This is a genomic window from Streptomyces sp. DH-12 (assembly GCF_002899455.1).
Classification (GTDB): domain Bacteria; phylum Actinomycetota; class Actinomycetes; order Streptomycetales; family Streptomycetaceae; genus Streptomyces.
In genome coordinates this window covers 7163927-7188505 of record NZ_PPFB01000001.1, presented here as the reverse complement: position 1 = coordinate 7188505, position 24579 = coordinate 7163927, and the positions used below count along the sequence as shown (strand labels likewise).

The 24579-nt window shown below is 71.0% G+C and carries 20 protein-coding genes and 3 pseudogenes; 11 read left to right on the top strand and 12 right to left on the bottom strand.

What is annotated here, in order from left to right:
* Position 1 precedes the first annotated feature (1 nt).
* Positions 2–721, bottom strand: a complete 720-nt coding sequence (locus tag C1708_RS31765) for an HflX-like GTP-binding protein (protein ID WP_198602663.1) — start codon at positions 719–721, stop codon at positions 2–4.
* 752 nt (positions 722–1473) lie between these two features.
* Here C1708_RS31765 and C1708_RS31760 point away from each other — a divergent pair.
* The 4 genes from C1708_RS31760 to C1708_RS31750 are packed head-to-tail and all read left to right on the top strand — an operon-like array spanning position 1474 to position 5890.
* Positions 1474–2943: a mannitol dehydrogenase family protein gene (locus tag C1708_RS31760; RefSeq protein WP_106415920.1), complete on the top strand. Its 1470-nt coding sequence runs from the start codon at positions 1474–1476 to the stop codon at positions 2941–2943.
* A 13-nt stretch (positions 2944–2956) separates the two neighbouring features.
* Positions 2957–3706: an HAD family hydrolase gene (locus tag C1708_RS31755; protein WP_106415919.1), complete on the top strand. Its 750-nt coding sequence runs from the start codon at positions 2957–2959 to the stop codon at positions 3704–3706.
* Positions 3703–5097 (top strand): hypothetical protein, encoded by a 1395-nt coding sequence (locus C1708_RS34105; RefSeq protein WP_157951303.1) that lies wholly within the window; start codon positions 3703–3705, stop codon positions 5095–5097. Before C1708_RS31755 ends, C1708_RS34105 begins: the two co-directional genes overlap by 4 nt.
* Positions 5084–5890: an inositol monophosphatase family protein gene (locus tag C1708_RS31750; protein WP_157951302.1), complete on the top strand. Its 807-nt coding sequence runs from the start codon at positions 5084–5086 to the stop codon at positions 5888–5890. The genes C1708_RS34105 and C1708_RS31750 overlap by 14 nt, the downstream gene beginning before the upstream one ends.
* A gap of 233 nt (positions 5891–6123) precedes the next feature.
* Here the strand turns inward: C1708_RS31750 and C1708_RS31745 are convergent, their stop codons facing one another.
* The 6 genes from C1708_RS31745 to ectA form a co-directional block, all read right to left on the bottom strand.
* On the bottom strand, positions 6124–6402 hold the full coding sequence (locus tag C1708_RS31745; RefSeq protein WP_106415917.1) for a hypothetical protein: 279 nt from the start codon (positions 6400–6402) through the stop codon (positions 6124–6126).
* Positions 6403–6466: 64 nt separating this feature from the next.
* Positions 6467–6850: an SAV_915 family protein gene (locus tag C1708_RS35910; protein WP_342210931.1), complete on the bottom strand. Its 384-nt coding sequence runs from the start codon at positions 6848–6850 to the stop codon at positions 6467–6469.
* Positions 6851–7029: 179 nt separating this feature from the next.
* Positions 7030–7935, bottom strand: coding sequence for an ectoine hydroxylase (gene thpD, locus C1708_RS31735; protein ID WP_106415915.1), 906 nt, complete (start codon positions 7933–7935; stop codon positions 7030–7032).
* A 34-nt stretch (positions 7936–7969) separates the two neighbouring features.
* Positions 7970–8383: an ectoine synthase gene (locus C1708_RS31730; protein WP_106415914.1), complete on the bottom strand. Its 414-nt coding sequence runs from the start codon at positions 8381–8383 to the stop codon at positions 7970–7972.
* Positions 8384–8450: 67 nt separating this feature from the next.
* Positions 8451–9743, bottom strand: coding sequence for a diaminobutyrate--2-oxoglutarate transaminase (gene ectB, locus C1708_RS31725; RefSeq protein WP_106415913.1), 1293 nt, complete (start codon positions 9741–9743; stop codon positions 8451–8453).
* Positions 9744–9810: 67 nt separating this feature from the next.
* Positions 9811–10302 (bottom strand): diaminobutyrate acetyltransferase, encoded by a 492-nt coding sequence (gene ectA, locus C1708_RS31720; protein WP_106415912.1) that lies wholly within the window; start codon positions 10300–10302, stop codon positions 9811–9813.
* 602 nt (positions 10303–10904) lie between these two features.
* On the opposite strand from ectA, the pseudogene C1708_RS31715 reads away from it, so the two are divergent.
* From C1708_RS31715 to C1708_RS31705, 3 genes and pseudogenes are all read left to right on the top strand, one after another.
* Positions 10905–12106, top strand: a pseudogene (locus C1708_RS31715) (IS110 family RNA-guided transposase).
* Between the two features lie 33 nt (positions 12107–12139).
* A pseudogene (locus C1708_RS35395) lies at positions 12140–12373 on the top strand (hypothetical protein); the annotation flags it as partial.
* Positions 12374–12866: 493 nt separating this feature from the next.
* A complete protein-coding gene (locus tag C1708_RS31705) occupies positions 12867–13391 on the top strand; it encodes a hypothetical protein (RefSeq protein WP_106415910.1) in 525 nt (174 codons plus the stop codon).
* Positions 13392–13799: 408 nt separating this feature from the next.
* On the opposite strand, the gene C1708_RS31700 is transcribed toward C1708_RS31705, so the two are convergent.
* On the bottom strand, positions 13800–14663 hold the full coding sequence (locus tag C1708_RS31700) for a helix-turn-helix domain-containing protein (RefSeq protein ID WP_241911372.1): 864 nt from the start codon (positions 14661–14663) through the stop codon (positions 13800–13802).
* 288 nt (positions 14664–14951) lie between these two features.
* Between C1708_RS31700 and C1708_RS33835 the strand changes: the two genes are divergently transcribed.
* The 3 genes and pseudogenes from C1708_RS33835 to C1708_RS31685 all read left to right on the top strand — a co-directional run.
* Positions 14952–15347, top strand: coding sequence for a hypothetical protein (locus C1708_RS33835; protein ID WP_133169097.1), 396 nt, complete (start codon positions 14952–14954; stop codon positions 15345–15347).
* A gap of 83 nt (positions 15348–15430) precedes the next feature.
* A complete protein-coding gene (locus C1708_RS33830; protein WP_133169096.1) occupies positions 15431–15880 on the top strand; it encodes a hypothetical protein in 450 nt (149 codons plus the stop codon).
* A 326-nt stretch (positions 15881–16206) separates the two neighbouring features.
* A pseudogene (locus tag C1708_RS31685) lies at positions 16207–16903 on the top strand (transposase); the annotation flags it as partial.
* A gap of 137 nt (positions 16904–17040) precedes the next feature.
* Here C1708_RS31685 and C1708_RS31680 read toward each other — a convergent pair.
* Positions 17041–18576, bottom strand: coding sequence for a glycoside hydrolase family 43 protein (locus tag C1708_RS31680; RefSeq protein WP_106415907.1), 1536 nt, complete (start codon positions 18574–18576; stop codon positions 17041–17043).
* Between the two features lie 126 nt (positions 18577–18702).
* On the bottom strand, positions 18703–20154 hold the full coding sequence (locus C1708_RS31675; RefSeq protein WP_106415906.1) for an endo-1,4-beta-xylanase: 1452 nt from the start codon (positions 20152–20154) through the stop codon (positions 18703–18705).
* A 471-nt stretch (positions 20155–20625) separates the two neighbouring features.
* Here C1708_RS31675 and C1708_RS31670 point away from each other — a divergent pair, with 471 nt between their 5' ends.
* Positions 20626–22098: a non-reducing end alpha-L-arabinofuranosidase family hydrolase gene (locus tag C1708_RS31670; RefSeq protein WP_106415905.1), complete on the top strand. Its 1473-nt coding sequence runs from the start codon at positions 20626–20628 to the stop codon at positions 22096–22098.
* A gap of 662 nt (positions 22099–22760) precedes the next feature.
* Here the strand turns inward: C1708_RS31670 and C1708_RS31660 are convergent.
* Together C1708_RS31660 and C1708_RS31655 are read right to left on the bottom strand one after the other, a co-directional pair.
* A complete protein-coding gene (locus C1708_RS31660) occupies positions 22761–23963 on the bottom strand; it encodes an ABC transporter substrate-binding protein (protein WP_198602662.1) in 1203 nt (400 codons plus the stop codon).
* A gap of 98 nt (positions 23964–24061) precedes the next feature.
* Complete coding sequence (locus C1708_RS31655) at positions 24062–24439, bottom strand: hypothetical protein (protein WP_106415904.1); 378 nt, start codon at positions 24437–24439, stop codon at positions 24062–24064.
* Positions 24440–24579: the final 140 nt, after the last annotated feature.

Below are 24579 nucleotides of genomic sequence, written 5' to 3'. Positions count from 1 at the left end.
TTCAGCAGAGCCGACTTCCCGCATTGGTGTAACCGGTGACGGCCACGGACGGGATGTGATCACGCGTTCGGCGCCGGCGCGTCACCTCCCGTCGGCGGGCGGTGCGGCGCACCTGCTCCCGCAGCGTACGCATGCGCCGCCGCAGATGGCGTCGCCGTATCTCCAGCCGCATCTCGCCGCGTCCGCGCACGCCGATGCCCGCGCCGTCGGCCACCCGGCCGCCGCCGATGCGCGACATCTCACGCCCGTGGCCGCGCAGCCGCGGCAGCTCGTAGGCGAGCTGGGCCAGCTCCACCTGCGCCTTGCCCTCGGAGCTGCGGGCGTGCTCGCCGAAGATGTCCAGGATCAGCCCGGTGCGGTCCACCACCCGCACGCCGACGCGGTCCTCCAGGCCGCGCACCTGCGCGGGAGTGAGCTCGCCCTCGGCGATCCCCAGATCCGCGTCTTCGGTCTCGACCAGCTCCGCGAGCTCGTTCACCTTCCCCGAACCGAGGTAGGTCGCCGGGTCCGGACGGTCACGCACCTGCACCATCCGGTCCACTACACCGATCCCGTCGGTCGCGGCCGGACGCTCCAACTCGTCCAGGGCGTCCGTCCCCGAAGGGCCCGCTCCGTCACGCTCCGCGAGCCCCAGCAGGACCGCCCGCCACCGTCGCGCTCCCGGCTCGTCCAGGGGGGTCTTCGTTCCGGTGTGCGCGCCTGTCAGCCATGTGCCGGGCACGATCATCTCCGCTTCCGCCGAAGGTTGTGGGCTCAAGGGCGACGTGCCGGCTCCCGGTCAAGGTGCCGGCTCCTCTGCTCAGGGAGGGAGTCTTCGGCCACCTGGGAACCCGGCAGAACTCCCAGGTACCCCTGGACGGCCGTGCGTATCTGCGCGCCGCCGCGGAGTCCGTTCCGGGCCGCCGCCCGGTCCTCGTTGCCGTCCCCTTTCCCGCTGGCGAGGGCCAAGACGGCCGGCCCGCCGGGACACGTGGTCGGCGACTACGTACGGGGAGATTTTCCTCGGCCCGCACCGGCTCGTTGTTTTGCCGGGCGGCATTTCTCGCCGAGGCGGCACTTTCTGCCAGGATGACAAATTCTGTCGAGACGTCGGTGCCCGCTTTTCCTCGAGGGGTGCGTCCACCCGGCCAGAAGCACGCCGGTCCGACGCCGGAGCGGGCCGGTCTGAAAAAGATCATCTGCTCAGGTCGATCAGGGCATCCCGTTCGGTTTCGGGAAGGCGTGCAGCGGTACTCCGGAAGGAACCCGTCATGGTGGCGACCTTTCTGAACTCTTTTCCGACCGGTCCGTCGGCCGTCCGCAGGGCGGCTGAGGAGGGCTGATCGCCCGTTCCGCGAAGTTTCCCAGTCTGGGCTTTTATTCTCCGGGGAATCTACGGGCAATCACCCGTGCACTGCGCTCAAAAGACGAGAAGCGGTCGCCAGGAGATTCGATCGAATCGATGACGGATCCCGTCTACTTATTAGGTTTGCAATGTCAGAGTCACCCCCGCCCGCCCCCGCGTTGAACAACCGTAGTCTCGGCACCCCGCCGGGTAGCCAGCTGGAAACACCCGGTTACGACCGGGCCCGCATGGAGCCGGCCGTCGTGCATTTTGGAGTCGGCGGTTTCCACCGTGCTCATCAGGAGGTCTATTTCGACCAGCTGGCGGAACTGGGTTTCACCCGTTGGGGAGTGATCGGCGTAGGGATGAGGCGGCCGGAAATGGGCCAGGTCCTGAACGCACAGGACAACCTGTTCACCGTCGTCCAGCGCGACGGCGACGACAGCACGGCCAAGGTCATCGGCAGCATGGTCGAGTACCTGCTGCTGGCCCAGGACCACGAGGCGGTGAGGGCACGCCTGGCCGACCCCCGCATACGTCTGGTGACGCTGACCATCACCGCCGACGGCTACCGTCTGCCCGACGACCCCGATCAGGCAGGCGAGTCGGTGTTCGGCCTCGTCGTCGAGGCCCTGGACAGGCGCCGCAAAGCCCATCAGGCCCCGTTCACGGTGCTGTCGTGCGACAACCTGCCCGACAGCGCCGCCGTGACGCGTGAGGCGGTCATGACCCTGGCCGGCCGGCGTGATGCCGCTCTGGCCCGGTGGATCGAGGAACGGGTGTCCTTCCCCGGCAGCATGGTCGACCGCATCACCCCGGCGACCACCCCCGAGGACCGGGACGAGGTCGAAGAGGATTTCCAGGTGGGCGACCGCTGGCCGGTGATCACCGAACCCTTCACCCAGTGGGTGATCGAGAACGACTTCTGCAACGACCGGCCCCCGCTGGACCGCGTCGGAGCGCTCTTCGTCGACGACGTCGCCCCCTACAAACTCATCAAGAGCCGACTCCTGAACGGCGTCCACTGCGCACTCGGATACGTCGGCTACCTGGCCGGTCACCGCAGCACCGACCAGGCCATGGCGGACCCGGCGGTGGCCGACTTCGTCGAGCGGCTGATGCGCGAGGAGATCGCCCCCCTGCTGCCCGCCGACGTGCCGGGCATGAACCTCGGCGCCTACTGCGACACCGTGCTGGAGCGCCTGCGCAATCCCAGCATCGGCGACCAGCTGGCCAGGCTGTGCCGCCGGGGCTCGACCAAGATGCCCGACTACCTGCTGCCCGCTCTACACGCCGCGCACGCAAAGGACCGGCCCCGCACACGACTGGCCTTCGCCGTCGCCGCATGGATGCGCTACCTGCGTGCAGTGGACCTGGACGGTGCCCCGATCCACGTGCAGGACGCCCGAGCCGACGAACTGCGGCACGCGGCCCTGCAAGGCGGCGGCGACCCCGGCCCCCTGCTCGCCCTCACGGACATATTCGACGGCCTTGCCGACGACACCGGCAGTGTCACCGTCATCCGCAAGTCCCTGGCCGGCGCCTTCGACAGTGGCGAAAGCCTGCGAACCGCAATGGCCTCGCCGCAACGGCTCGCCGAGCGTCCCGTCACCCCTTGAATCCAGGAGCCCCATGAGCATCCCAGACCTCACCCGCATCACCACACTGCTGCTTGACGCGGACGGCACCCTGTTTCCCTCCGAAGAGCCCGCTTTCATCGCCTCCGCTACGGTCACCCAGGACTTCGCCCGGCACTTCGGCCTGACGGGCACCTTCTCCCCCGAGCACCTACGGCTCACCACCACGGGCAAGAACTTCCGCACCACCGCGCAGGACCTCGCAGACAGCCAGGGCGTTCACCTGGACCCCGCTGAACTGGAGGAGTGGGTGGAGCGTGAGAAGACCGAGGTGACGGCTTACCTCGGTCAGGTCCTGACACCCCAGCCGGACGTGGTGGCCGCCGTGTCGGCGCTCGGCAGCCACTACCGGCTGGCCATGGTGAGCTCCAGCGCCCTGACCCGGCTCGCCGCCTGCTCCACGGCCAGTGGCCTGGACGACCTGCTTCCGGCGGATCGCCGCTTCAGCGCGGAGGACAGCCTGCCCGTCCCGACCAGCAAGCCGGACCCGGCCGTCTACCGGTTCGCGCTGACCGAGCTCGGTATCTCCCCGCACCAGGCACTCGCCCTGGAGGACTCCGTCACCGGAGCGGCCTCCGCAGTTGCGGCAGGCATCGCCACCGCCGGGCTGGTGCAGTTCGTGCCCGCGGGCGAACGGCCCGGCAGGATCAGCCACCTGCGGGACGCCGGCGCCGCATGGGTGCGGCAGAGCTGGGAGGAGCTGGTCATGGACCTCGTCGGCGACGCGGTGCGGGTGGCCACGTGACCGGCAGAGAGGCGGCCCACGACATCGGCGTGTCCGCGTTCGAAGCACCGCCTCGGTCGGCCCGCCGGCAGGAGCGGGCCGACCGGCCCGACAAGCGCATCAGTCAGCGCGGGCAGGACGGGGACAGGAGCGGGAGCGGCTCCGCCTCGGCCCCGCAGCGCGTGTCGCACCCGCGCTCGATGCTCGGGTACCTGGTGATGCCGCGGCCCAAGGACGCCGTGAAAGGGCTGCTCATGCCCTTCACCTTCCTCCTGGCCGTGGCCGCGGGCGCGGACGTGACGGGAAGTGCGGTGGTGCGGGCCCTGATCGTGTGGGGAGCCCTGGAACTGCTCGTCTATCCCGCCCGCTACCAGTGGAACGACATCCGCGGGTTCGTCGCCGATCAGCAGCACCCCGCCCAGCAGGACCGCGGCCGCCTGCCCGGCCCGATCGAACGCGCCCGCGCACACGTCGGCGCCAGCTGCGCGATCGCCCTGGTCCGCCTTGCGGCCGTGGCGGTCCTGGCCCTGGCGCTGCCGGGCCTGCGCCTGACCGGAGTGCTCCTGGTGATGACCGCGGCCGTCCTGGGCGTGGCCGTCGTCTACGAGGCCCTGCGCGCAAAGGGCACCGGCCGCACCGGAACGATCCCACCGCCCGCCCGGCCTGCCGTGATCGCCCTGTGGATCGTCGTCGGTGCAGGCTACGTCGTACGCGGTATGACCGGGCTGGCGCTCGCGGTCGATCTGGGCCGGCGCCCGGCCCTGGCGGTGTCGGCGGCCGTGGCGCTGTGGGCGTTCGGGGTCGCGTTCGTCACCAGCCGGTGGGTTCTGGAGAGTCTGGCGTTCGCCGCCTCGGACGAGGGCAGGCTGAGGTGGACCGCGCGGGCCGACCAGGCTCGGGAACATCTCCTGGCGCTGGTGCGCTGGCTGCCGGAACGTCTCACCGAGGCCGCCCCGGCCGACTGGACGCCGCTGCGTGCCCGCACGTCCCTGGCCGCCCCGTGGAACCTGGCACTCGTGGTCGCGGGCACCACCGCGGCGGTGACCGGCTCCCTGCTCGTCCTGCCTTCTTCGGCGACTCACGCCCTGGTCGCGGCCGCATCGGGTGCGGTCACGACCACGGCGGCGGTCGTCCTCGCGGTCAGGCGTCCGCTGGTCGTCGCCGCCGGTGCCGTCCTGCAGTTCCTGGCTCTGGTCCTCACCGCGCAGCCACGCCCGACGGCGGCCCTGCTGCCCTGGCTGTCCGTGATGGCCGCCTATCTCACCTTCAGCAGCCGATCCCTCGACGCGATCGGCGTGCTGCCCAGGCGTCTGCGCTCCCTGGCAGCGGCCCTCTTCGTCCCGCTCGCCCGCGCGGTGCTCGGGCGGGCCACCTGGGACGCCGTCCGAAAGGACACCGGTGGACCTCGATGACCTGCTGGGCCTCGCTCGCGACGCCGCTCGGGCCGGCGCCCGCACCGCCGCCTCGTGGCGCGGCCGGGCCCACCGGCTCCTCGTCGAGGAAAAGGCAGGACCCGACGATCTGGTCAGCCAGGCCGACCGGGACACCGAACGCGCCGTCCGCGCCGTCCTGAGCGAACACCGGCCGCACGACACGATCTGGGGCGAGGAAGAGGGCACCACCGTGGGCCACGGTGGAGTGCGGTGGATCATCGACCCGATCGACGGGACCACCAACTATCTCTACGGGCGCCCGGACTGGGCGGTCAGCGTGGCCGCGGCCGACACCGCCGGCGACCGGCTGCTCGCCGGCGTCGTCATCGAGCCCGCCCTCGGACTGCTGACCGAGGCCCGGGTCGGCACCCGCACCACCGCGAACGGCACCCCGGTCGCTCCCCTGGGACAGAATGACCTCACCCGTGCCCTGGTGGAACTCAACTTCGGCCGGCCCGCCCAACGCCCCATGGCCGGGCCCACCGTCAGCGCTCTCCTGCCCCAGGTGCGCGATCTGCGCCGCGGGGGCAGCGCCGCAGCCGCCCTCGCCCAGGTCGCCACCGGCCGAGCGGACGCCCTGTGGGCACCCGGGCTGCAACCCTGGGACTGCGCAGCGGGAATCCTTCTGGTCCAGCAGGCCGGCGGAACAGCCGGTGACCTGACCGGCCCCGTCCCCGGCAGCTGGCCCCGAAGCGGCGACGTCCTGGCCGCCCCGGCCGGCCTGTGGGAACCCCTCCGAGCCCTCCTCGCCCCCGTCCTCCTCGCAGGATGACCTGATCTGAAACAGAGCCGGTCCGGCCGGTGCGGCCGAGTTGCCGGCCGAGGCCACGGGACCGCACGGCCCAGGAGTCCCTGCACCGTGAACCACGGATCGCCGTACAGCAGCCGGAAGTCACGCCGCCGCCCGCCCCGGCCGCCACGCCGATGTCGGACCCCTTCCCCGCGAGGACGCCTACGGCCGGTGAGCCCACGCCCCGTTCGCCCGGACCGTAGGCCGCCGAGCCGTCAGCCTCCGTCGTCGTTCGTGGGCTCCCGGAATTCGGGCGCGAGCGCGCCGTTGTCCTCCGCGTCGTCTCCGGTGAGGGCGGTGGTGCTCGTGCCGTCGTCGACGGCCCGGCGCACGGCGGCTTTCTCCTCGACGGCCTCCGGGGCCTCCTCCGGCGACGCATCGTCCTCTGCCGCGGTGTGCTGCGGCCAGCCGGTGTCGGGCCGGGTGCGGTGGTCGTCGTGCTCCGCACGCATGCCGGAAGCGGGGGCGGACGTGTGGTCGTCACGGTCGGTCATGAGGTCCTCCCAGGTCGATCGGGCCCGGCGGCGGTGTCCGTGACCGCCCTGACGAGGGAAACCGTCATCGGTCCGGCGGTGCCCCGGGCCGGTCTTCACCGGTGTCAGGACGGGTTTCGGGGCGAGCGCCGCCCGGTGGGACCGACGCCTGCGGGTCGATGGTGAGCGCGGTGCACCCGAGAGGTGCGGCGAGGGAACGCAGCGCAGTGGCGGAGAGCCTGATCCAGGGGTGGCCCTGACCGAGGGTCGCCAGCAGCCGTGCGGAGGAGGTGAAGGCGACGGCCGTACGGTGCCCGCCGGGAGTGCGGAAGAAGCAGGTGACGTAGCAGCGGCCCTTCGGCCGGACGGGCACGTACAGCACGCCGGCCGGCGCGGGTCCACCGGGCGTGGGCCCTTCGCCCCGCCCGGCGTCTGCCAGGGGGCCCCGCGACCGGTTCGGGCCTTTCATGCCGGGCGGCACCGGCACGTGCCTCGGGGAGTACGGCTCCTCGGTGCTGCCGACCGCGGCGGCCGGGGCGGGGCCGTGGCCCCGCTGCCCCGGTGCGATGCGGGGCGTTTCCCCCCCCTCCGCGGTGGTCCGCGGCAGCGGTCCCGCGGGTTCCCACGGACGTCCGGCGCGCACGGGTCTCACCTCACCGGTGCGAAGTCCCGCGCTCCGACGAACGCGGGCCGCCGTGCCGGTGCCGCGAAGGGCTCCACCGCGGTGTTCTCCACGCTGTTGAACACGAGGAACACGTTGCTGCGCGGGTACGGCGTGATGTTGTCGCCCGAGCCGTGCATGCAGTTGCAGTCGAACCAGGTCGCGGAGCCGGCCCGGCCCGTGATCAACCGGATGCCGTTCGGTTCGGACAGCGCGGTGATCGCCTCGTTCGACGGCGTTCCCGCCTCCTGCTTCCTCAGTGACATCTTGTAGTTGTCCTTCGGCGTCTCCCCCGCGCAGCCCAGAAAGGTCTTGTGCGAGCCGGGGATGATCATCAGGCTTCCGTTGGTGACGTGGTTGTCGGTGAGCGCGATCGACACCGACACGGCCCGCATGCGCGGCAGACCGTCCTCCGCGTGCCAGGTCTCGAAGTCCGAGTGCCAGTAGAAGCCGCTCGCCCCGAAGCCGGGTTTCACGTTGATGCGGGACTGGTGGACGTACACGTCCGAGCCGAGGATCTGGCGGGCCGCTCCCACCACGCGCTCGTCGCGCACGAGCGAGGCGAACACCTCGCTGATCCGGTGCACTTCGAACACCGAGCGGATGTCCTGCGACGCGGGCTCGATGAAGGCACGCTCGTCGGCGCGGACCGCCGGGTCCCGGATCAGTCGGTCCAACTCGGCCCGGTAGAGGGCCACTTCGTCCGGGTCCAGCAGCGCGTCCACGGTCGTGAAACCGGTGTGCTCGAAGTCCCGCAGTCCGGCTCGCCCCAAGGGCCCCGGCGTGTCGGACGGGGACCACACCACGGGGTCCCGACGCGGCAGCATCGCCTCGGCCGGGCCGCGGGTCGGATACAGGTCGGTGGTCCTGCGGTGGTTGTACAGCGTCGTCATGGTCGTCCTCACGCTTCGTCGCTCTCGGATTCCGTCAGGTGGGGTCCCTCCAGGCATCCGGCTCCGGGGGAGGGTAGACGCCGTTCTCGTCGTGATCCTCCAGACCGGTCAGGGGCGGGTTGAAGACGCACACGCAGCGGAAGTCGGTCTTGGGCCGCAGGGTGTGCCGCTCGTGGCCGTCCAGGAGGTACATCGTTCCCGGCACGATCCAGTGTTTCTCGCCGGTCCCCTCGTCGGTCAGTTCGGCCTCGCCCTCGACGCAGAACACGGCCTCGACGTGGTGGGCGTACCACATCATCGTCTCCGTACCGGCGTAGAGCGTCGTCTCGTGCAGGGAGAAACCGACCCGCTCCCTGGCCAGGACGAGCCGCTTGCTCTCCCAGGCGCCGGACGCGCTCGTGACGTGCCGGTCGGTGCCTTCGACCTCCTTGGAGGAACGGACGATCATGATGGTCTCCCACCTTTCTTCCGCAGTGTGGATGCTCGCTCGCACGACCGCCGGCGCGCTCGTGCGTTCAGCGGCCGGAGGGTCCCGGCGGGCGCTCGGTCTCCCGCACCGCGCGGGCGAACAGCGCGAGCCCTTCCTCCAGTTCCTCGTCGCTGATGGTCAACGGCGGGAACAGCTTGACGACTTCGTCCTCCGGGCCGGACGTCTCCAGCAACAGGCCCAGTTCGAAGGCACGGGCGCACACGGCGGTGGCACGGGACGGATCGGCGAACTCCATGCCCCACGCGAGCCCACGGCCACGCACGTCGGGCGCGGGGGCCGGTCCGTCGGCGGCGACGGTCCGCAGCGCCTGCTCGAGCTGCGCTGCGCGGGCCAGGGTCTGCTTCTCCAGCCGGCCGTCGCGCCAGTACTCCTCCAGCGCGGCGGTGGCGGTGACGAAAGCCGGGTTGAAGCCGCGGAACGTGCCGTTGTGCTCGCCGGGCTGCCAGATGTCCAGCTCGGGACGGAACAGGGTCAGCGCCATCGGGAGTCCGTATCCGCTGACGGATTTCGAGAGCGTCACGATGTCCGGGGTGATGCCGGACTCCTCGAAGGAGAAGAACGCGCCGGTGCGGCCGCACCCCATCTGGATGTCGTCGACGATCAGCAGCATGTCCCGGCGCCGGCACAATTCGGCGAGGCGGCGCAGCCACTCGGCCCGGGCCACGTTGATCCCGCCTTCGCCCTGCACGGTTTCCACGATCACGGCCGCCGGGGTGTCCAGGCCGGAGCCCTCGCCGGCCAGCAGCCGATCAAACCAGAGGAAGTCCGGTTCCCGGCCGTCCGGCCGCTCGTCGTAGGGCATGGGGACGGCATGCACCAGTGGGACGCCCGCGCCCGCCCGCTTGAAGGCGTTGCCGGTGACGGCGAGGGAGCCCAGTGACATGCCGTGGAAGGCGTTGGTGAAGAAGATGACGGCTTCCCTGCCCTTCACCTTGCGGGCCAGTTTCAGGGCGGCCTCCACGGCGTTGGTGCCGGCGGGCCCCGGGAACATCACCTTGTAGGGCAGTTCGCGCGGTGCCAGCACGGCGTCCTGGAAGGTGACCAGGAACGTGCGCTTGGCGGCCGTCGACATGTCGAGGGCGTGGGTGACACCGTCACGTTCGATGTAGTCGAGAAGCGCGCGCTTCAGCACCGGGTTGTTATGCCCGTAGTTCAACGCTCCGGCACCGGAGAAGAAGTCCAGATAAGGCCGATCGTTCTCGTCGTACAGCCTGCTGCCGTTGGCCCGGTCGAAAACAGCGGGCCAGCCCCGGCAGTAACTGCGGACCTCGGACTCGAGCCTCCCGAACACGTCGGAGGCGGGTTGGGCAGCCGTCATGATGCTCGCTCCTCACGGAGGACGAACGGACTTAATTCTCGGTCCTTTCGAGGGCGCGGTTCACCGTTCACCGGCGCAGCGGACCGATGCGGTACAGGAACTCGGCTTCATGCGTGTCGGGGAAGAGTTCCGCCGGAAACAGGAGGTCCCTTTCGAGCGGTGCCGCGTGCCGTTGGGCGAAGGACCGGAACAGCCGGTGGGACGCGGCATTGTCAGGACTGACGGTCGTCTCCAGGTGCCGCAGGGCGCCGTCCGCCGCCAGCCGGGCGGTGAGATGGTCCAGCATGGCACTGGCCGTGCCGCGTCCGCGCTGCCCCCGGTCCACGGCGATCTGCCAGACGACGAGGGTGTCGGGCTGTTCGGGCCGGCGGAATCCGGTGACGAATCCGACCGGCACGTCACCGGAATCCGAGGCCACCACGGACGTACGGGCGAAATCCCTGAACCACAGCAGGTAACTGTAGGAGGAATTCACGTCGAGTACCCGGGATTCGCGGGCGATATGCCACGCCGCGACCCCGTCCTCGACCGTGGGAATCGCCATGACCAGTGTGTCCATGGAACCCACCTCACTCTCGCTGCGCGGACCACCGCGCGCAGGCGTCAAATGGACCTCGTTCGGTCCTATTTCCGCGCGCCTGGCGGATCGCCGCTCCACCCTATGGGGCACCTGATTCGTGCCTGCCGCTCAGGGTTCAGTTGTCCGCGCGGAAATACCGCTGTAACGCTTCGGTTCGATGCTACGTCCGCCGGGCCGCGCATGCCCAGGTGAACCCCTCTGTTTAAGTGGGGGAAAAGGTGGAATCTCCCCCGGATCCGGCAGGGAAACCCAGCACGTTGATTCCCCCTTTAACCCCCGCTTCACCCGAGGGACTCCCCGCGCCCCTGGCAGCAGCCGGCCCCGTCATCTTCCTCGCGGCCCTGCAGGAGGGCCGCTGGCCTCCGGGCCCGGCATGACTGTTGCCCCCTGTCGATCGGATGACCTGGGGGGTGGTGTCACCGGGTCCGAGGGATGCCGTCGGAGACGCTGATCGGAGGTCCGGCCACCGCCCGGCCCGGCGCAATGCCGGGCAGCTCGTGGGCGGCAGGTCTGCACCACGTGGATGCGCGCGAACGGCCCGACCGCGAGGCCGGCACGGCATCGACGCATGTGGGGGCACGGTGATCGACATTGATCAGGTGGGCGTCTTCCTCGGCTTGGACGTCGGCAAGAGCACGCACCACGGCCACGGCCTCACTTCGGCAGGGAAGAAGGTCTTCGACAAGCCGCTCCTGAGCGGTGAGCCCCGACTGAGAGCCGCCTTCGGCAAGCTCCGCGCCGAGTTCAGCACCGTCCTGGTGGTCGTGGACCAACCCGCTTCCATCGGCGCCCTCTCGCTGACCGTCGCCCGCGACGCGGGCTGCCAGGTCGCCCACCTGCCCGGACTGGCCATGCGGCGGATCTCCGACCTCTACCCCGGCGAGGCCAAGACCGACGCCCGCGATGCGGCGGTGCCCGCGGACGTCGCCCGCACCATGCCCCGCACCCTGCGCTCTGTCGAGCTCGCCGACGAGGTCACCGCCGAACTCACCATGCTGGTCGGCTTCGACCAGGACCTCGCCGACGAGGCCAACCGCACGTCCAACCGCATCCGCGGCCTGCTCACCCAGTTCCACCCCAGCCTCGAACGGGTCCTGGGCCCCCGCCTGGACCATCCCGCGGTCACCTGGCTCCTCGAGTGCTACGGATCTCCGGACGCTCCGCGCAAGGCCGGCCGCCGCGAACTGGTCGAAGTCGTCCGGCCCGGAGCCCGCGCATGGTCCAGCGGCTCGTCGATGACATCTTTCACCGCCCTCGACGAACAGACCGTCGTCGTTCCCGGTACGACCACGCTCGATGTGATCGTGCCCCCGCTCGCCAAGTCGCTGGCCACCGTCCATGAACAACGCAGGGCCCTCGAGGATCAGATCGAGAGCCTGCTGGAGGCCCGCCCTCTTGCCGAGGTCCTGACGTCGATGCCCGGCGTCGGCGTCAGGACCGCCGCAGTCCTCCTGGTCACCGTCGGCGACGGCAGCTCCTTCCCGAGCACCGCCCACCTGGCCTCCTACGCCGGCCTCGCGCCGACCACCAAGCCGTCGGGGACCTCGATCCACTGCGAACACGCCCCGGGGGCGGGAATCGGCAGCTCAAACGCGCGATGTTCCTCTCCGCGTTCGCAGCTCCCCACGACCCCGCCTCCCGCACCTGCTACGACCGCTGCCGAGCCAGAGGCGAAACCCACGCCCAGGCCCTCCTCCGCCTCACCCGCCACCGCATCAGCGTCCTGTTCGCCATGCTCCGCGACGGAACCTTCTACGAACCCGGAACCCCACGGATCGCTTGACGAAGGACATAGAGGCACCCCCCGGCAGGTCCCGGGCTCGTTCATCACTCGGACGCGGGCAGCCAGTACACGTCTTTCGCGTTCACCGCTCACCTGCTCGAGGCCGGCATCGACGCCTCGATCGGCACCGTCGGCGACGCCCCGGACAACGCGCTCATGGAATCCCGGATCGGCCCCTGCGGAACCGAGCTGATCAAGCCCCGCGGGCCCTGGCACGGCTCGGCCGACGTGGAACTCGGCACCGCGGGACGGGTCGACTGGTTCAACGAACCAGCGCCCCCGCACCGCAATCGGAGACCTCCCATCCCACGAATATGAGACCGACCACTACGCTCAACGCCAGCCCCAACCGGCAGCTGGAGTCGACGCATGGAGCCTCCATCGAACCCGGAGCGGTTCAGGCGGAGGCAGCGCACCGGATGCCGGTACCGGCCAGCGTCCACCCCCGTGTCCCCAGCGAACCCGGCCGCCACGTCGGACACACCAGGCCGGCCGGGCCTCACCGCGCGCGGCTTCCACGTCCACCCGAGCCGGGCGGGCACCTCCTCCCTCGAGGCGCAGGATGTGCAGGGTGTCGGCTGCGGCCATGTGCGCCGCACTGCCGGGCGGCACAGGCGCGGCGGCCCGGAGTATCACGCAGCCGAGCGTGCACGCCCCGGCGGGTGAGCCCGGCTGCGCGCGGCCCCGATGAGGGGGAGGACACGGGGTATCCGGAGCGTGACAAGGATGTCCCGACTCCCCCTTCGAGGAGGTCCGCGCTGTGCTCTCGCTCAAGCGCTTACTCGACCGCAGTCTGACCGCGCAGGCGATCCTGGTGTTCCTGCTGGGCCTGGGCGTTATGGCCCTGATCCGCAGGGACGAGCATCCAGCTGTCTGGGTGCTCCACAGCGCTCTCTACACCGGGATCGCCGTCGCGGTCCTGGCCGTACAGCGCCGCAGGGCCGCCCGAGCCGTGGGCACCGACGCGGGCGGACTCGCCGATCTGAACCGGAGGATTCGCCACCGTGAGGTGCCGCAGGCCCCCGAGGAGCGGGCGGCCGTGCGACGGCTGGTCGCCGAGCAGCTCGGCCAGATGGAACGGGCGGGCAAGTGGCTGCCGTACTGGCTCGGCGCCATGGGCCTCGCCGCGGTCGGCCTGTTCGTCCTGGGGGCCGTCAGCGGGTCCCTGATCTTCCCCCTTTTCTTCGCGGTCGGCATGGTCGCGCTGTGCGCCTGGGTCCTGTGGATGCGCCGTCGCTCCCTGGACCGCCTCCACTGGATGCGCCAGGCCCTGCGACAGGAGTGAGCGGCCAGAGAGGGCAGGGAGGGCGGGCAAGTCCCCGGAACGGACCTCGACGGCAGCGGACCGCCGGGCCGGCGCCTGACCGGTGCGCCGGCCCGGCGGTCGTTCCGCTTCTCTGCGACAGGTCAGCGCCGAGGCGAGCAGCGCCGCACTTGGGTGATCCCGGCGCCGGCGGGGCCAGGACGGTCGTCGGGCCACCACAGAGCGCAGTCGGTCGGTGATGTCGTAGACGGTCAGACGCAGCGCGCGGATGCCGGTGGTCAGGTCACGCCACGGCTCGTAGGAGTCGTCCACGCTCTGGCCGGTGCTTTCGCGCGCCATCAACGCGCCCATGGCGGGGGCGGATCCGGTGCGAACGTCCAGTCGGCGCGGCAGAGGGCCGTATCCGAACGGCGGGGCTGCCCCTCAAGCTCACGGCGCCGACCGGATGACGAAGACCTGGCTGTCCTTCGGCCGGCACGGCTCCACCACGGCCTCGGCCCCCTCCGAGGTGTCCGCGTCTCTGATGGCCACGCAGCCCCGGCCGTCGATACGCAGCGAGTACCGTCGGCTTTCGTCCGGCCCGGCCGGCGCGATCCGGAACGGGGTCGTCTTCCCGCAGTCGTCCCACGGCTCCAGCAGCCCGGAACCCGGCCCCCCGGCCAGGGCCTTCAGACAGCCGGGGCCGTGGTCGGGGTGGTACCAGCGGATCCGGAAGGTGTTCCCGCCGAGCGGAACCAGCGTCGTCTCCTGGGGCGCGACCTCGTCGCACGGCCGTTGCACGGCGACCAGTGACTCGTACCGGCTGCTGTGACCATCCGTCAGACAGAGGCCGTCCGTCAGGGCCGGACGGATCTGCACACGGCCCTGGGGCAACGGGGGCCGCGCGTCGGCCGCGGCGAGGCCCCCGCCCCCGGCGCCCTTCGAGCCGCCGTCGTCCCGGGAGGGGACCAGAGCCCAGACGATCGCGGCCAGGAGCGCCACCAGGGCCACCGACGCCGGTAGGACGGGAACCCCGAACACCCGCGCACCGAGGCGGACGCCCCGCTTCGAATCCGCGCCTCTCTCCTCGGCGGTCCCCCCTCGGGCGAGGCTGTCCCGGGCCGCCAGCCACTGCGCCGCCCGCTCGCCGTCCCCGCAGGCTCGCACGAAGGCGGCCAGCAGTTCCGGACGCGGCAGGGTCCGGCCGCGCAGCACATCGGCCAGGGTGCTGCGCGGCAACACCTCGCCGTGCTCGGTGGCGCGCTCCTCCAACTGACGGTACGTCAGCCCCGCCCGTTCCTTGAGCTCCCGCATGGCGGCAATGAACTCGGCGGTGTCAGACGCCTGTTGGGGACCCGATTCCCCTCTGATCTCCATGCCGCACATCGTCGGCCCTGCTCGATCGGCCGCACAATCCCGTTTCCCGCCACGGTCCTCATGATCCGGACAGGACCCGGACAAGGCGCTGACCAGGCCGGACAGTCAGTGAGCTGTCCGGGACAGCGACGGCTCTTGTCCCCGTCCGGCCCGTCCCGGCAGGCTCGGTGCTGCCCCGGCCGGAGCACCCACCCACCCGACTCGTCGATCCCAGGGGGACACCTCATGCCCATGCGTCAGCGCATCGCCGCGACCGCGATATCGGCCGTGCTCGCGGGCGGCGCCCTCGGCCTCGCTCCGGCGGCCCAGGCACACGACACCGCGTCGGCTTCCTGCTACGGCGGCGCGAACAGCTACCTCAAGCCGGCCGGAACGTACTGGCTCCCGGCGGGCGATGTGTTCAGCACCTCAAGCGCGTGTGCCGACATCAACATCAAGCCCAACACGAACCGCTACGTGAAGGTCTGCTTCGAGACCGACGGCCGCCTGGAGTGCCAGGCGAACTACACCCTCGCCCGCGCCGGGCAGTGGAACGTCATCGCGAGGAACGTGCGGGACGGCGCCCTGTTCGCCTTCGAGTTCCGCTCGGACGCGAAGTCCACCGGCAGCTGGGCCGCCTGACCTGCGGGCACCGGCACCCGCACCCGCACCATCACCATCACCATCACCGGCCACCGGGAAAACCGATGAAAAGGACTCGAACGATGGCAAGAGGCACCTGGCGGGCCACTGCCTCGCTGACCGGAGTGACCACGGCCCTGTTCGCCCTCGGTCTCGCGCTGCCGGCCCAGGCCCACGCCGCCGTCCGCTGCGAGACGGTGCGCGCCACCGTGGCCAACTCCCACGGGCTGTCCGGCGGCACCGTGCGGGCGACCGTGTGCAAGCCCAGCAGCGGACACGCCTACTTCGACGACGGCTACTACAACTACGTACAGGACCACCAGGCCGACGGCGCCGCGGCCCGCGCATACGTCGTGGACGCGAACGGCCGCTACGGTCCGCTCGCAGTGGACGACACCTCCGCCTCCGGCGGGGAGCCCATTTCCTGGGAGTCCAACGGGGCGGGCAGCGGGACGGTCCGTGTGTACGTCTGCCTGGGCAAGAAGTACCCGTGGGACAGCGGGTCCCGCTGTGCCTCGGACTCCATGAGCTAGATCCGTAGGAGAACAACGGGGGAACGGGGAAACCGGGGGACGGGGGCCGGGCTGCCGTAGCAGCCCGGCCCCCGCGGCGGAGCGGCACGTGTCCTTACGGGGGATGACATGGCGTACCCGGGCCTCTGCGCCGTCGCGGGTGGTCGTCGGGCGGTACGCGAGCACGAGGCCGTGCTGCTGGTCACGAGTGGAGAACGCGGCGTTCTCGTAGCCGTACGTCTCGCCGGTGTCGCCCCGGAGGGGGATCACCGAGGTAAGCCCGGAAGGGGCCACGGGATGATCTTGGAGCCTTGAACGTTCGGATTCCCTCCGGCGGCGGACCGCGGGGGCGCGCTCGGCGAGTCGCCGGACGCGACGAGCAGGCCGTCACCGCGTGGAAGGAGGCGGCCTGGCGGAGGTGAAAGAGCCCGGGCGGCCTGCGGGGACTGCCTCCGCCGCGAGGACGGAGCCGGGTTCACCCGCCGGCCGCCCAAAGGACGCACTCCCCCAGGCTCCGCCGGGGGGCGCCCCCAGGAGACGGCGCGGACACCCCTGGTCGTGACCGTCAGCGGGCGCCGCCCGGGACGCCTGTCGGTGGCCGGGCTGATCGCGATGCGGCCCGGTTCCCGCATCCGGCCGTGTCACCGCCTGCGCACCCACCGAGCGGGCAAGAACACGCGCCGCAGCAGGGGTGAGCGGGACTTCATCGCATTGATCGACGGCGTCCACCAGCTCGCCAAGGCACCGGTCGTGCTGGTCCGGGGCCGGCTGAACACCCGCGTCTCCCGCACGATGCAGGATCCGGTCGCCGAGCGTGAGTGGCTGAGGGTGTTCCTGCTGCCCGCGTACTCACCGGACCTGGACCCGGCCGAGAGGGGGTGGGCGTACGTCAAACGCAGTCTGGCCAACCTCGTCGTCGTCGCCCTGGGCCGGCTCGAAGCCCTCGTGCGCAACCGGCTCAAGCGCCTGCAGTGCCGGTCCGGCACCCTCGACGGCTTCATAGCCGGCACCGGCCCGGCCCTCGACGAACCAGCCTCACCCTGACAAGCCGAAGTCAGCAGCCCAACGGACCGAGGGGACTCCGGGGACCGGGAGGCGCCTCGGCCGGGGTCGAACCGGCCGCGTACGGGCCCCCTCGTGAAGCGGGTCCCGCTCGCACGCACACGCCGCGCACGCGCGCGTCATCCGGTGGTCGCCGGGGCGGGGACGTACTCGAACCAGTCGAAGGCGACCGTGCCCTCGGTGGCGTACATGCCGATGACGCGGCCGGTGAAGCCGCAGGCGACCTCGGTGGACAGGTAGCGCCCGTCCAGTTCGGCGAGCGGCCGGGCGCCCGGGGCGTCGGGACCGCCGAGATGGAAGGCGATGGTGTCGGGGCCCGTGGTCCCGCCGTCGGTGAGTTCGGGTGACGCGGGCACGAGGCCGGCCGTCCGGACCGTGACGGTGAGGGGCAGCGGCCCGGCCGGGACGGAGCGCTGGGCCACGGTCTGGCGCAGTGGCCCGATCCGGGCGACGACGCGGACCTCCCCGCCCCCGGCCTCGATCTCGTAGTGGTGGGCCTCGTCCAGGCGCACGCACAGGCCGCCGCGTCCCGTGCCCGGGTCGGTCAGGGCGGTGACGCGGCAGTCGTGGTGCTGCTGGCGGCGGCCGACGAAGGTGTAGCCGGGGCGGTCGAGGGTGGGGCCGGTCGCGTGCAGGACCAGGTGGCCGGGGCGCTCGGTGAGCGACCAGGAGCCCTCCGGGCGGGTGAACGGCGAGATCCAGTGCGGTGCGAGAGCCGGCCCGTCGAAGTCGTCGCGGGCGGGCGGGGCCGGGACGGGGTGCCAGACGCCGCCCGGCGCGGAGTGCCGTTCGGGGACGGGCGCGACGACGGGCCAGCCGTCCCCGTCCCACTCCACGGGGGTCAGGAACGTCTCACGGCCGAGGACGTGCACGTCGGGTGTGAAGCCGCGCGGGCGGACGCCGAGCAGCACCGTCCACCAGCTGCCGTCGGGGGCCTGCACCAGGTCGGCGTGGCCGGTGTTCTGGATCGGGCGGGCGGTGCCGCTGTGGGACAGCAGGGGGTTGCCGGGTGCGCCCTCCCAGGGGCCGCGCGGCGAGCGGCTGCGGGCCACGGACACGGCGTGGCCGCGTTCCGTGCCGCCCTCCGCGATGAGCAGGTACCACCAGTCGCCGATGCGGTACAGGTGCGGTGCCTCGGGGAACTTCAGGCCGCTGCCGGACCAGGTGGCGAAGGGCCCCTCCAGCACCTTTCCCCCGGCGGGGTCGATCCTGGCCATGTTGATGCCTCCTGCGGGGCCGGAGAAGGCGCACCAGCAGGTGCCGTCCTCCTCCCACGCCAGGTCGGGGTCGATCCCTTCCAGGTCGATCCACACCGGGTCGCTCCACGGCCCCTCGGGCCGCTCGGCCGTGACGACGAAGTTTCCGCCGCCGTCGATGTTGGTGTTGATCACCCAGTAACGGCCGTCGTGATGGCGGAGCGTGGGGGCGTAGAGGCCCCCGGACGCCTTGGTGCCGGGGAGGGGCAGCGGCAGTTGTGCGGGACGGTCCAGCACGTTGCCGATCTGCTCCCAGTGCACGAGGTCCCGGCTGTGGAAGAGCGGCAGCCCGGGAACGTACTCGAAGCTGGAGCACACCAGGTAGTAGTCGTCACCGACCCGGCACACGCTCGGATCGGGGTGGAACCCGCTGATCACCGGGTTGTCGTACACGCGCACGGAAAACGTGTTCCCTTCGGGCTGCCGGGCACCGCTCGCTCCGGCACGGCGGTCCGGTCGGTGAGGGCCGCCGCCTCGACGGCGGCGGCCCTCGCGCGCATCAGGGGTGCCCTCGCGCAGGACGTGTCAGGCGCGGGTCCAGCGCTGGTTGCTGCCGTTCGAGCAGGAGTAGAGCTGGATCTGGGTGCCGTTGGCGGTGCCGGCGCCGACGGCGTCGAGGCAGCGGCCGGACTGGACGCCGACGATGGTGCCGTCGGAGTTCAGGCGCCACTTCTGGTTGTCGCCGCCCCAGCAGCTGTAGATCTGGACCTTGGCGCCGTTGCCGGTGCCGGCGGCGTCCAGGCACTTGTTGCCGTAGACCCTGAGCTCACCGGAGCTGGTCAGCGTCCACTGCTGGTTGGTGCGGTTGTTGCAGTCGTAGAGCTGGACCTGCGTGCCGTCGGTGGTGCTGGCGTTGGGCACGTCCAGGCAGCGGCCCGAGCCGACGCCCTTGATGGAGGTGCCGTCACCGGGCTCCGGGTCCGGGTCCGGGTTGCCGCCGTCGCCCCCGTTGAGGGCGTTCAGCACCGCGTTGTACGCCTGCTTCTTGCTGCCGTCGTTGTTGAACAGCAGCGGCGTGTGCTCCGGGCGCCAGGAGTCGCTGTCGCGGACGCCCCAGACGGTGACGCCGAGGCAGCGGGAGACCGCCAGGCAGTCGTTGACCACGGCGGCGTAGGTCGTCGGCGAGGCACCCTGGATGTCGAGCTCGGTGACGGCCACGTCGACCCCGAGCGCGGCGAACTCCTGCAGGGTGGTGCGGAAGTTGCTGTTGTAGGGGCTGCCGCTGTTGAAGTGCGACTGGAAGCCGACGCAGTCGATCGGCACGCCGCGCTGCTTGAAGTCCTTCACCATGCGGTACATGGCCTGGGTCTTGGCCCAGGTCCAGTTCTCGACGTTGTAGTCGTTGTAGCAGAGCTTGGCGGACGGGTCGGCGGCCCGCGCGGTGCGGAAGGCGACCTCGATCCAGTCGCTGCCGGTGCGCTCCAGGTTGGAGTCGCGTCGGGCTCCCGAACTGCCGTCCGCGAAGGCCTCGTTCACCACGTCCCACTGCGCGATCTTGCCTTTGTAGTGGGCCATCACGCCCTTGATGTGGTCGATCATCGCCTGGCGCAGCGCGCTGCCGCTGAGGCTCTGCATCCAGCCGGGCTGCTGGGAGTGCCAGGCCAGCGTGTGGCCGCGGACCTCCTTGCCGTTCTGCACCGCCCAGTTGTAGACGCGGTCGGCGTTGGTGAAGTTGAACTGGCCCCGCTGCGGCTGGGTGGCGTCGATCTTCATCTCGTTCTCGGCCGTCACCGAGTTGAACTCACGGGCCGCGATGGACGCGTACGTCGAGTCGCTCAGCCGGTTCGCGGCGATGGCCACGCCGAAGTAACGGCCGCTCTGCGCCGCGGCGGCGCCGAGGGTCGATTCCGCGGCCTGGGCGGCCGGCGGCGGTGCGGCCAGTGCGCCGACCGCACCGAGGGCGCCGACGAGCAGCGTGGGGAGCAGAACGCGGAACTTCCGCCGGAGGGCGGCTCTGGGGAGGGCATAGGAGCCCATTGCTGTGCCTCCAAGGTAGGTGTGACGGACCGCCCGGCCGACAGCGCGGGTCCGGGGGAACCCGCAGGAGCTGCCTGCGGTACGTGGATCCGTCGTGCAGCTGTGCGCGGCTCTGCGGTGCGGCATGTCCGCACAAGACAGGTGGTTCGACATGTCGAACTGCGGTCGTGTTGCCAGACAGATGATTGGGGGTTGCTGAGTACGCGTCAACCCTCACGACAGAAAAACTTTCCATTCCCCTTTCGAAACTTTCGGATCCGCGTTCAGGCGCTCGCCGGGCCCCGAACTAGCGGTTGTTTGCAGCCAGATCGATGGCAGGCCTTGACCGGAGACCCTCCGCTTTCTACCTTGTGGCGTCACAGAGCCGGGATCACTTCGAAACATTCGAACCCTTTTCGTCCTGCTCGGTCGCCGCTCCGCCGGTCGCCGGCGTCATCTCCCCCCCCCCCCCCACTTCGAGGAGGCCCTCCGATGTGGCTTCGCCACGCACTTCCGGTCCGTCCCAGACGTTTGCTCGGTGTCCTCGCCCCCCTGCTGCTGTTGGCCACCTTCCTCGGAGCCCAGCCCGCCGAGGCCGCGACCGTGGATCCCAACGCCTCGTACGTGCTGGTCAACCGCAACAGCGGCAAGGCGCTGGACGTCTACAACCTGGCCACGAACGACGGTGCCCGGGTCACCCAGTGGACGAGGAACGACCAGGCCCAGCAGCAGTGGCAGTTCGTCGATTCCGGCAACGGCTACTACCGGATCAAGTCCCGCCACTCCGGCAAGGTGCTGGACGTCTACAACTGGTCCACCGCGAACGGCGGTTCGATCGTCCAGTGGACCGATCTGAACGCCGCCAACCAGCAGTGGCGGCTGGCCGACAGCTCGGACGGCCACGTACGCCTCATCTCGCGCCACAGCGGCAAGGCCCTCGAGGTGCAGGGCGCCTCCACCGCCGACAACGCGAACGTCGTCCAGTACGACGACTGGGGCGGGACCAACCAGCAGTGGCAGCTCGTCAAGGTCGGTTCGGACACCGGCAACCCCGGCTCCTGCGACCTGCCGTCGAGCTACCGCTGGAGCTCGACCGGCCCCCTGGCGCAGCCCCGGCAGGGATGGGTGTCGCTCAAGGACTTCACCGTCGCCCCCTACAACGGCAAGCAGCTCGTCTACGCGACCACGCACGACACCGGGACGCGTTGGGGTTCGATGAACTTCGGCCTGTTCGGAGCCTGGTCGGAGATGGGCTCGGCGAGCCAGAACGCGATGAACAGCTCCACGGTCGCGCCCAGCCTCTTCTACTTCGCGCCGAAGAACATCTGGGTGCTGGCCTACCAGTGGGGCGGCACCGCCTTCTCCTACCGGACGTCGACCGATCCCACCAACCCCAACGGCTGGTCGTCCGAGCAGGTGCTGTTCTCCGGGAGCATCTCCGGCTCCGGAACGGGGCCCATCGACCAGGCACTCATCGGTGACGGCACGCACATGTACCTGTTCTTCGCCGGCGACAACGGCAAGATCTACCGGGCGAGCATGCCGATCGGGAACTTCCCCGGCAGCTTCGGCTCGACCTCGACCGTGGTCATGAGCGACACGACGAACAACCTGTTCGAAGCCCCGCAGGTCTACAAACTCCAGGGCCAGAACCGCTACCTCATGATCGTCGAGGCGATCGGCTCGCAGGGCCGGTACTTCCGCTCGTTCACGGCGACCAGCCTCAACGGCACCTGGACGCCCCAGGCAGCGACCGAGAGCAACCCCTTCGCCGGCAAGGCCAACAGCGGCGCCACCTGGACCAACGACATCAGCCACGGCGAGCTGCTCCGTACCAGCGCCGACCAGACCATGACCGTCGACCCCTGCAACCTGCAGCTGCTGTACCAGGGGCGCAGCCCCAACTCGGGAGGTGACTACGGCCTGCTGCCCTACCGCCCGGGCCTGCTGACCCTGCAGCGCTGAGAAGCCCTGTTCCGAGGGGGAGTCGGTGCGGCGGGTCCGGCGTCATGCCGGACCCGCCGCACCGCCGTGCCGACGGCCGGGCAGCGGCTTCGTCCGGCCGCACGGTGACGGGACCTCAGCGGCCGCCCTGCGGTACGGCGGCCGCACCGCAAGGCGGAACGAGGCAGCAGCGCACCGGGGCCGGCGTGCGTTCGGTGACCGTGCCGACCGGCGCACCGCCGTCCACGGCGGCCAGGGCCGTGTGGAGCGTGCCGGCGATCAGATCCGCGGTGAGGGCGGACTCGGGGTCACCGAGCTCCCGGACGGCCGCGCGGAACGGTGCGGCCTTTTCAGGCGGAGTCCCCTCAGCCGTTCCAGGCAGGCGGGCGGGAGGCCGGCGTTCATGGGGGCGGCGGCCCGGCGGTGTGCGCCTCCGGCGCCGAGGCGCGGTCTCTCCCGGCAGGACGCCTCCACGCGTTCCACCGGGCCGTCGGCGGCGGCCACGGCACGGGTGAGTGCCTCGTCGGCGCGCCGGAAGGCCTCCTCGGTGATGCGGATCTCCCGCGGCGGGACGCCTTTGGGTCCGGCCACTCGAGGTGCGGGGGCACCCGGTTTCCTGCCCGCTCCAGAGCCCCCGGCTCCGCCAGCCTGGTTGATCCCGCCTTGCGCCAGGCATCGGTCTGTCACGTCGGCAGGAGTTCACCGGTGACGGGGACCTCGGGGGTGTCCGCGTTGGTGACGATGGCGAGACGGGGGCCTTTCGGGCCCTGGTGCCACTGGCCGCCGGACAGGCGGAGGAGCGCGATGTTGGGCGTCGGGCCCTGCTTCCAGTCGAGGGTTCCCGCGATCGTGGAGAAGGTGGAGCCTGCGATGGCCCGGGCCACGGCCGCGCGGTCGGTGGGGTCGTCGGCCGTGCTGAGGGCGCGGTGGGCGGTTTCCACGAGGGCGTGGGCCAGTCCCAGGGGCTGCAGCCAGGATTCGCCGGTGTCCTGCTGGTAGGCGTGGGCGAGGTCGGCGCAGGTGGTGCCGTCCAGGCTGGAGCGGTAGGGGTGGCCGGGGCTCCAGTAGACCAGGGTCGCCACGCGTGCGTCGGCGAGTTCGGCGTGGACGCCCGGCACGGAAGTGGTGTGGGTGTGGGGGTAGGTCAGCCACCGCGAGCAGGTGATCAACCGGGGCCGCAGCCCGGCCTGGCGGGCCTGGCGGTGGAAGAGGGCCAGGTCGGCGGCGGTGGCTGCACTGGTCACGATGTCGGCGCCGTGTTCCCGCATCCGGCCGACCTGCTCCTGGAGGTCTGTGGCTGGTTCCCGGTAGGAGCCGAGGTCGACCAAGGTGTGTCCGCGCGCGGAGGTCACCGGGGCGAAGCCGTACTCCTCGTGGCGCAACAGACCGCCCTGCAGCTCGTCGTTCCACAGGCAGCCGACGGTGGCGTGCCGGACGCCGGTCTGCTCCCACATCCGGGCGAAGACGGTGGCGATGTCGTCCAGGCCCCACGCGAAGTGGTAGGTCCACTGGAAGGAGTGTCCGGGAGTGGCGCCGCGCGAGTGCACGTACGCCTGCCAGGGGAAGGTGGTCGACAGGCAGGGAACCCCCAGTTCCTCGCAGGCGTCGGCGACGGCCGGCAGTACCTGGGTTCCGGCCATGGTCAGAACGACGTGCGCCTCGTCGGCGGCGACCAGGTCGCGGACGGCCTGCCGGGCGGCCGCCGGGTCGGAGCGGCTGTCGCGCACGGCGACCGTCACGTCATGACGGCGGCTGCCGTTGCGCACGTGCTCCAGCTGCGGTGCGAGCGTCTCCAAGACGTACGTCAGCGGCTTGCCCAGCGGCGCCAGGCGTCCCGTCAGCGGCGCCACCACACCGATCGTCAGCTGGGACGGGGTTGTGTTCACCTTGTGCTTCCTGCTTTCTCACCATTCGGCGGGAAGGGCCGGGGCATCGGGGCGGTGGGCAGTGCCACGGTTCCCCGGCCCCGCCGATGAAGTCCCTGTCAGCGGCCGGATCGGTCCACGGTGACGCACGTGGTCCGGCTCATCACCGAGACCGTCTCGTTGCCGCAGTTGTTGCTGTGGCCCGAGGCGTTGCGGGCGAACACCAGGTTGGACAGAACCCCGCAGCTGGGCCCCGCCTGGTCGCCGCCGCCCTTACCGGTGTCCTCGGCCACGCAGGTGCGGTCCTTGAAAAGAGCCACCTTGCCCGTCCCGCAGAGATTGGCGTGGCCGGAGGAGTTCCTGCCGGACAGGTTGGACAGCACCCCGCCCGGTCCCGCGTCGCTGTCACCGGCATGCGCCGTGGCCATTCCCGCGGGCACCGCCCACATTATCCCCACCACCGAAGCGACCACCGCAATGCGCCGCGCGCCGTTCATCTGCACCTGCTTCCTTCCCGTGCTCCATTCCGGCCGTGTCGACCGGTTCACCAGGGGTAACGACGCCGCGGTTGATCGGGATGGGCTTGGTCACGGTGAAACATCGGCAAGGCAGTTGATCGGCTACTTCGATCGGGCTT

What these genes read in the sequence shown, in the direction of transcription:
- C1708_RS31760 (WP_106415920.1), top strand. Translation starts at nt 1,474, where the DNA reads ATGTCAGAGTCACCCCCGCCCGCCCCCGCGTTGAACAACCGTAGTCTC.
- C1708_RS31755 (WP_106415919.1), top strand. Translation starts at nt 2,957, where the DNA reads ATGAGCATCCCAGACCTCACCCGCATCACCACACTGCTGCTTGACGCG.
- C1708_RS31745 (WP_106415917.1), bottom strand. Translation starts at nt 6,402, where the DNA reads ATGACCGACCGTGACGACCACACGTCCGCCCCCGCTTCCGGCATGCGT.
- C1708_RS35910 (WP_342210931.1), bottom strand. Translation starts at nt 6,850, where the DNA reads ATGAAAGGCCCGAACCGGTCGCGGGGCCCCCTGGCAGACGCCGGGCGG.
- thpD (WP_106415915.1), bottom strand. Translation starts at nt 7,935, where the DNA reads ATGACGACGCTGTACAACCACCGCAGGACCACCGACCTGTATCCGACC.
- C1708_RS31730 (WP_106415914.1), bottom strand. Translation starts at nt 8,383, where the DNA reads ATGATCGTCCGTTCCTCCAAGGAGGTCGAAGGCACCGACCGGCACGTC.
- ectB (WP_106415913.1), bottom strand. Translation starts at nt 9,743, where the DNA reads ATGACGGCTGCCCAACCCGCCTCCGACGTGTTCGGGAGGCTCGAGTCC.
- ectA (WP_106415912.1), bottom strand. Translation starts at nt 10,302, where the DNA reads ATGGACACACTGGTCATGGCGATTCCCACGGTCGAGGACGGGGTCGCG.
- C1708_RS31700 (WP_241911372.1), bottom strand. Translation starts at nt 14,663, where the DNA reads ATGCGGGAGCTCAAGGAACGGGCGGGGCTGACGTACCGTCAGTTGGAG.
- C1708_RS33835 (WP_133169097.1), top strand. Translation starts at nt 14,952, where the DNA reads ATGCCCATGCGTCAGCGCATCGCCGCGACCGCGATATCGGCCGTGCTC.
- C1708_RS33830 (WP_133169096.1), top strand. Translation starts at nt 15,431, where the DNA reads ATGGCAAGAGGCACCTGGCGGGCCACTGCCTCGCTGACCGGAGTGACC.
- C1708_RS31675 (WP_106415906.1), bottom strand. Translation starts at nt 20,154, where the DNA reads ATGGGCTCCTATGCCCTCCCCAGAGCCGCCCTCCGGCGGAAGTTCCGC.
- C1708_RS31670 (WP_106415905.1), top strand. Translation starts at nt 20,626, where the DNA reads ATGTGGCTTCGCCACGCACTTCCGGTCCGTCCCAGACGTTTGCTCGGT.
- C1708_RS31655 (WP_106415904.1), bottom strand. Translation starts at nt 24,439, where the DNA reads ATGAACGGCGCGCGGCGCATTGCGGTGGTCGCTTCGGTGGTGGGGATA.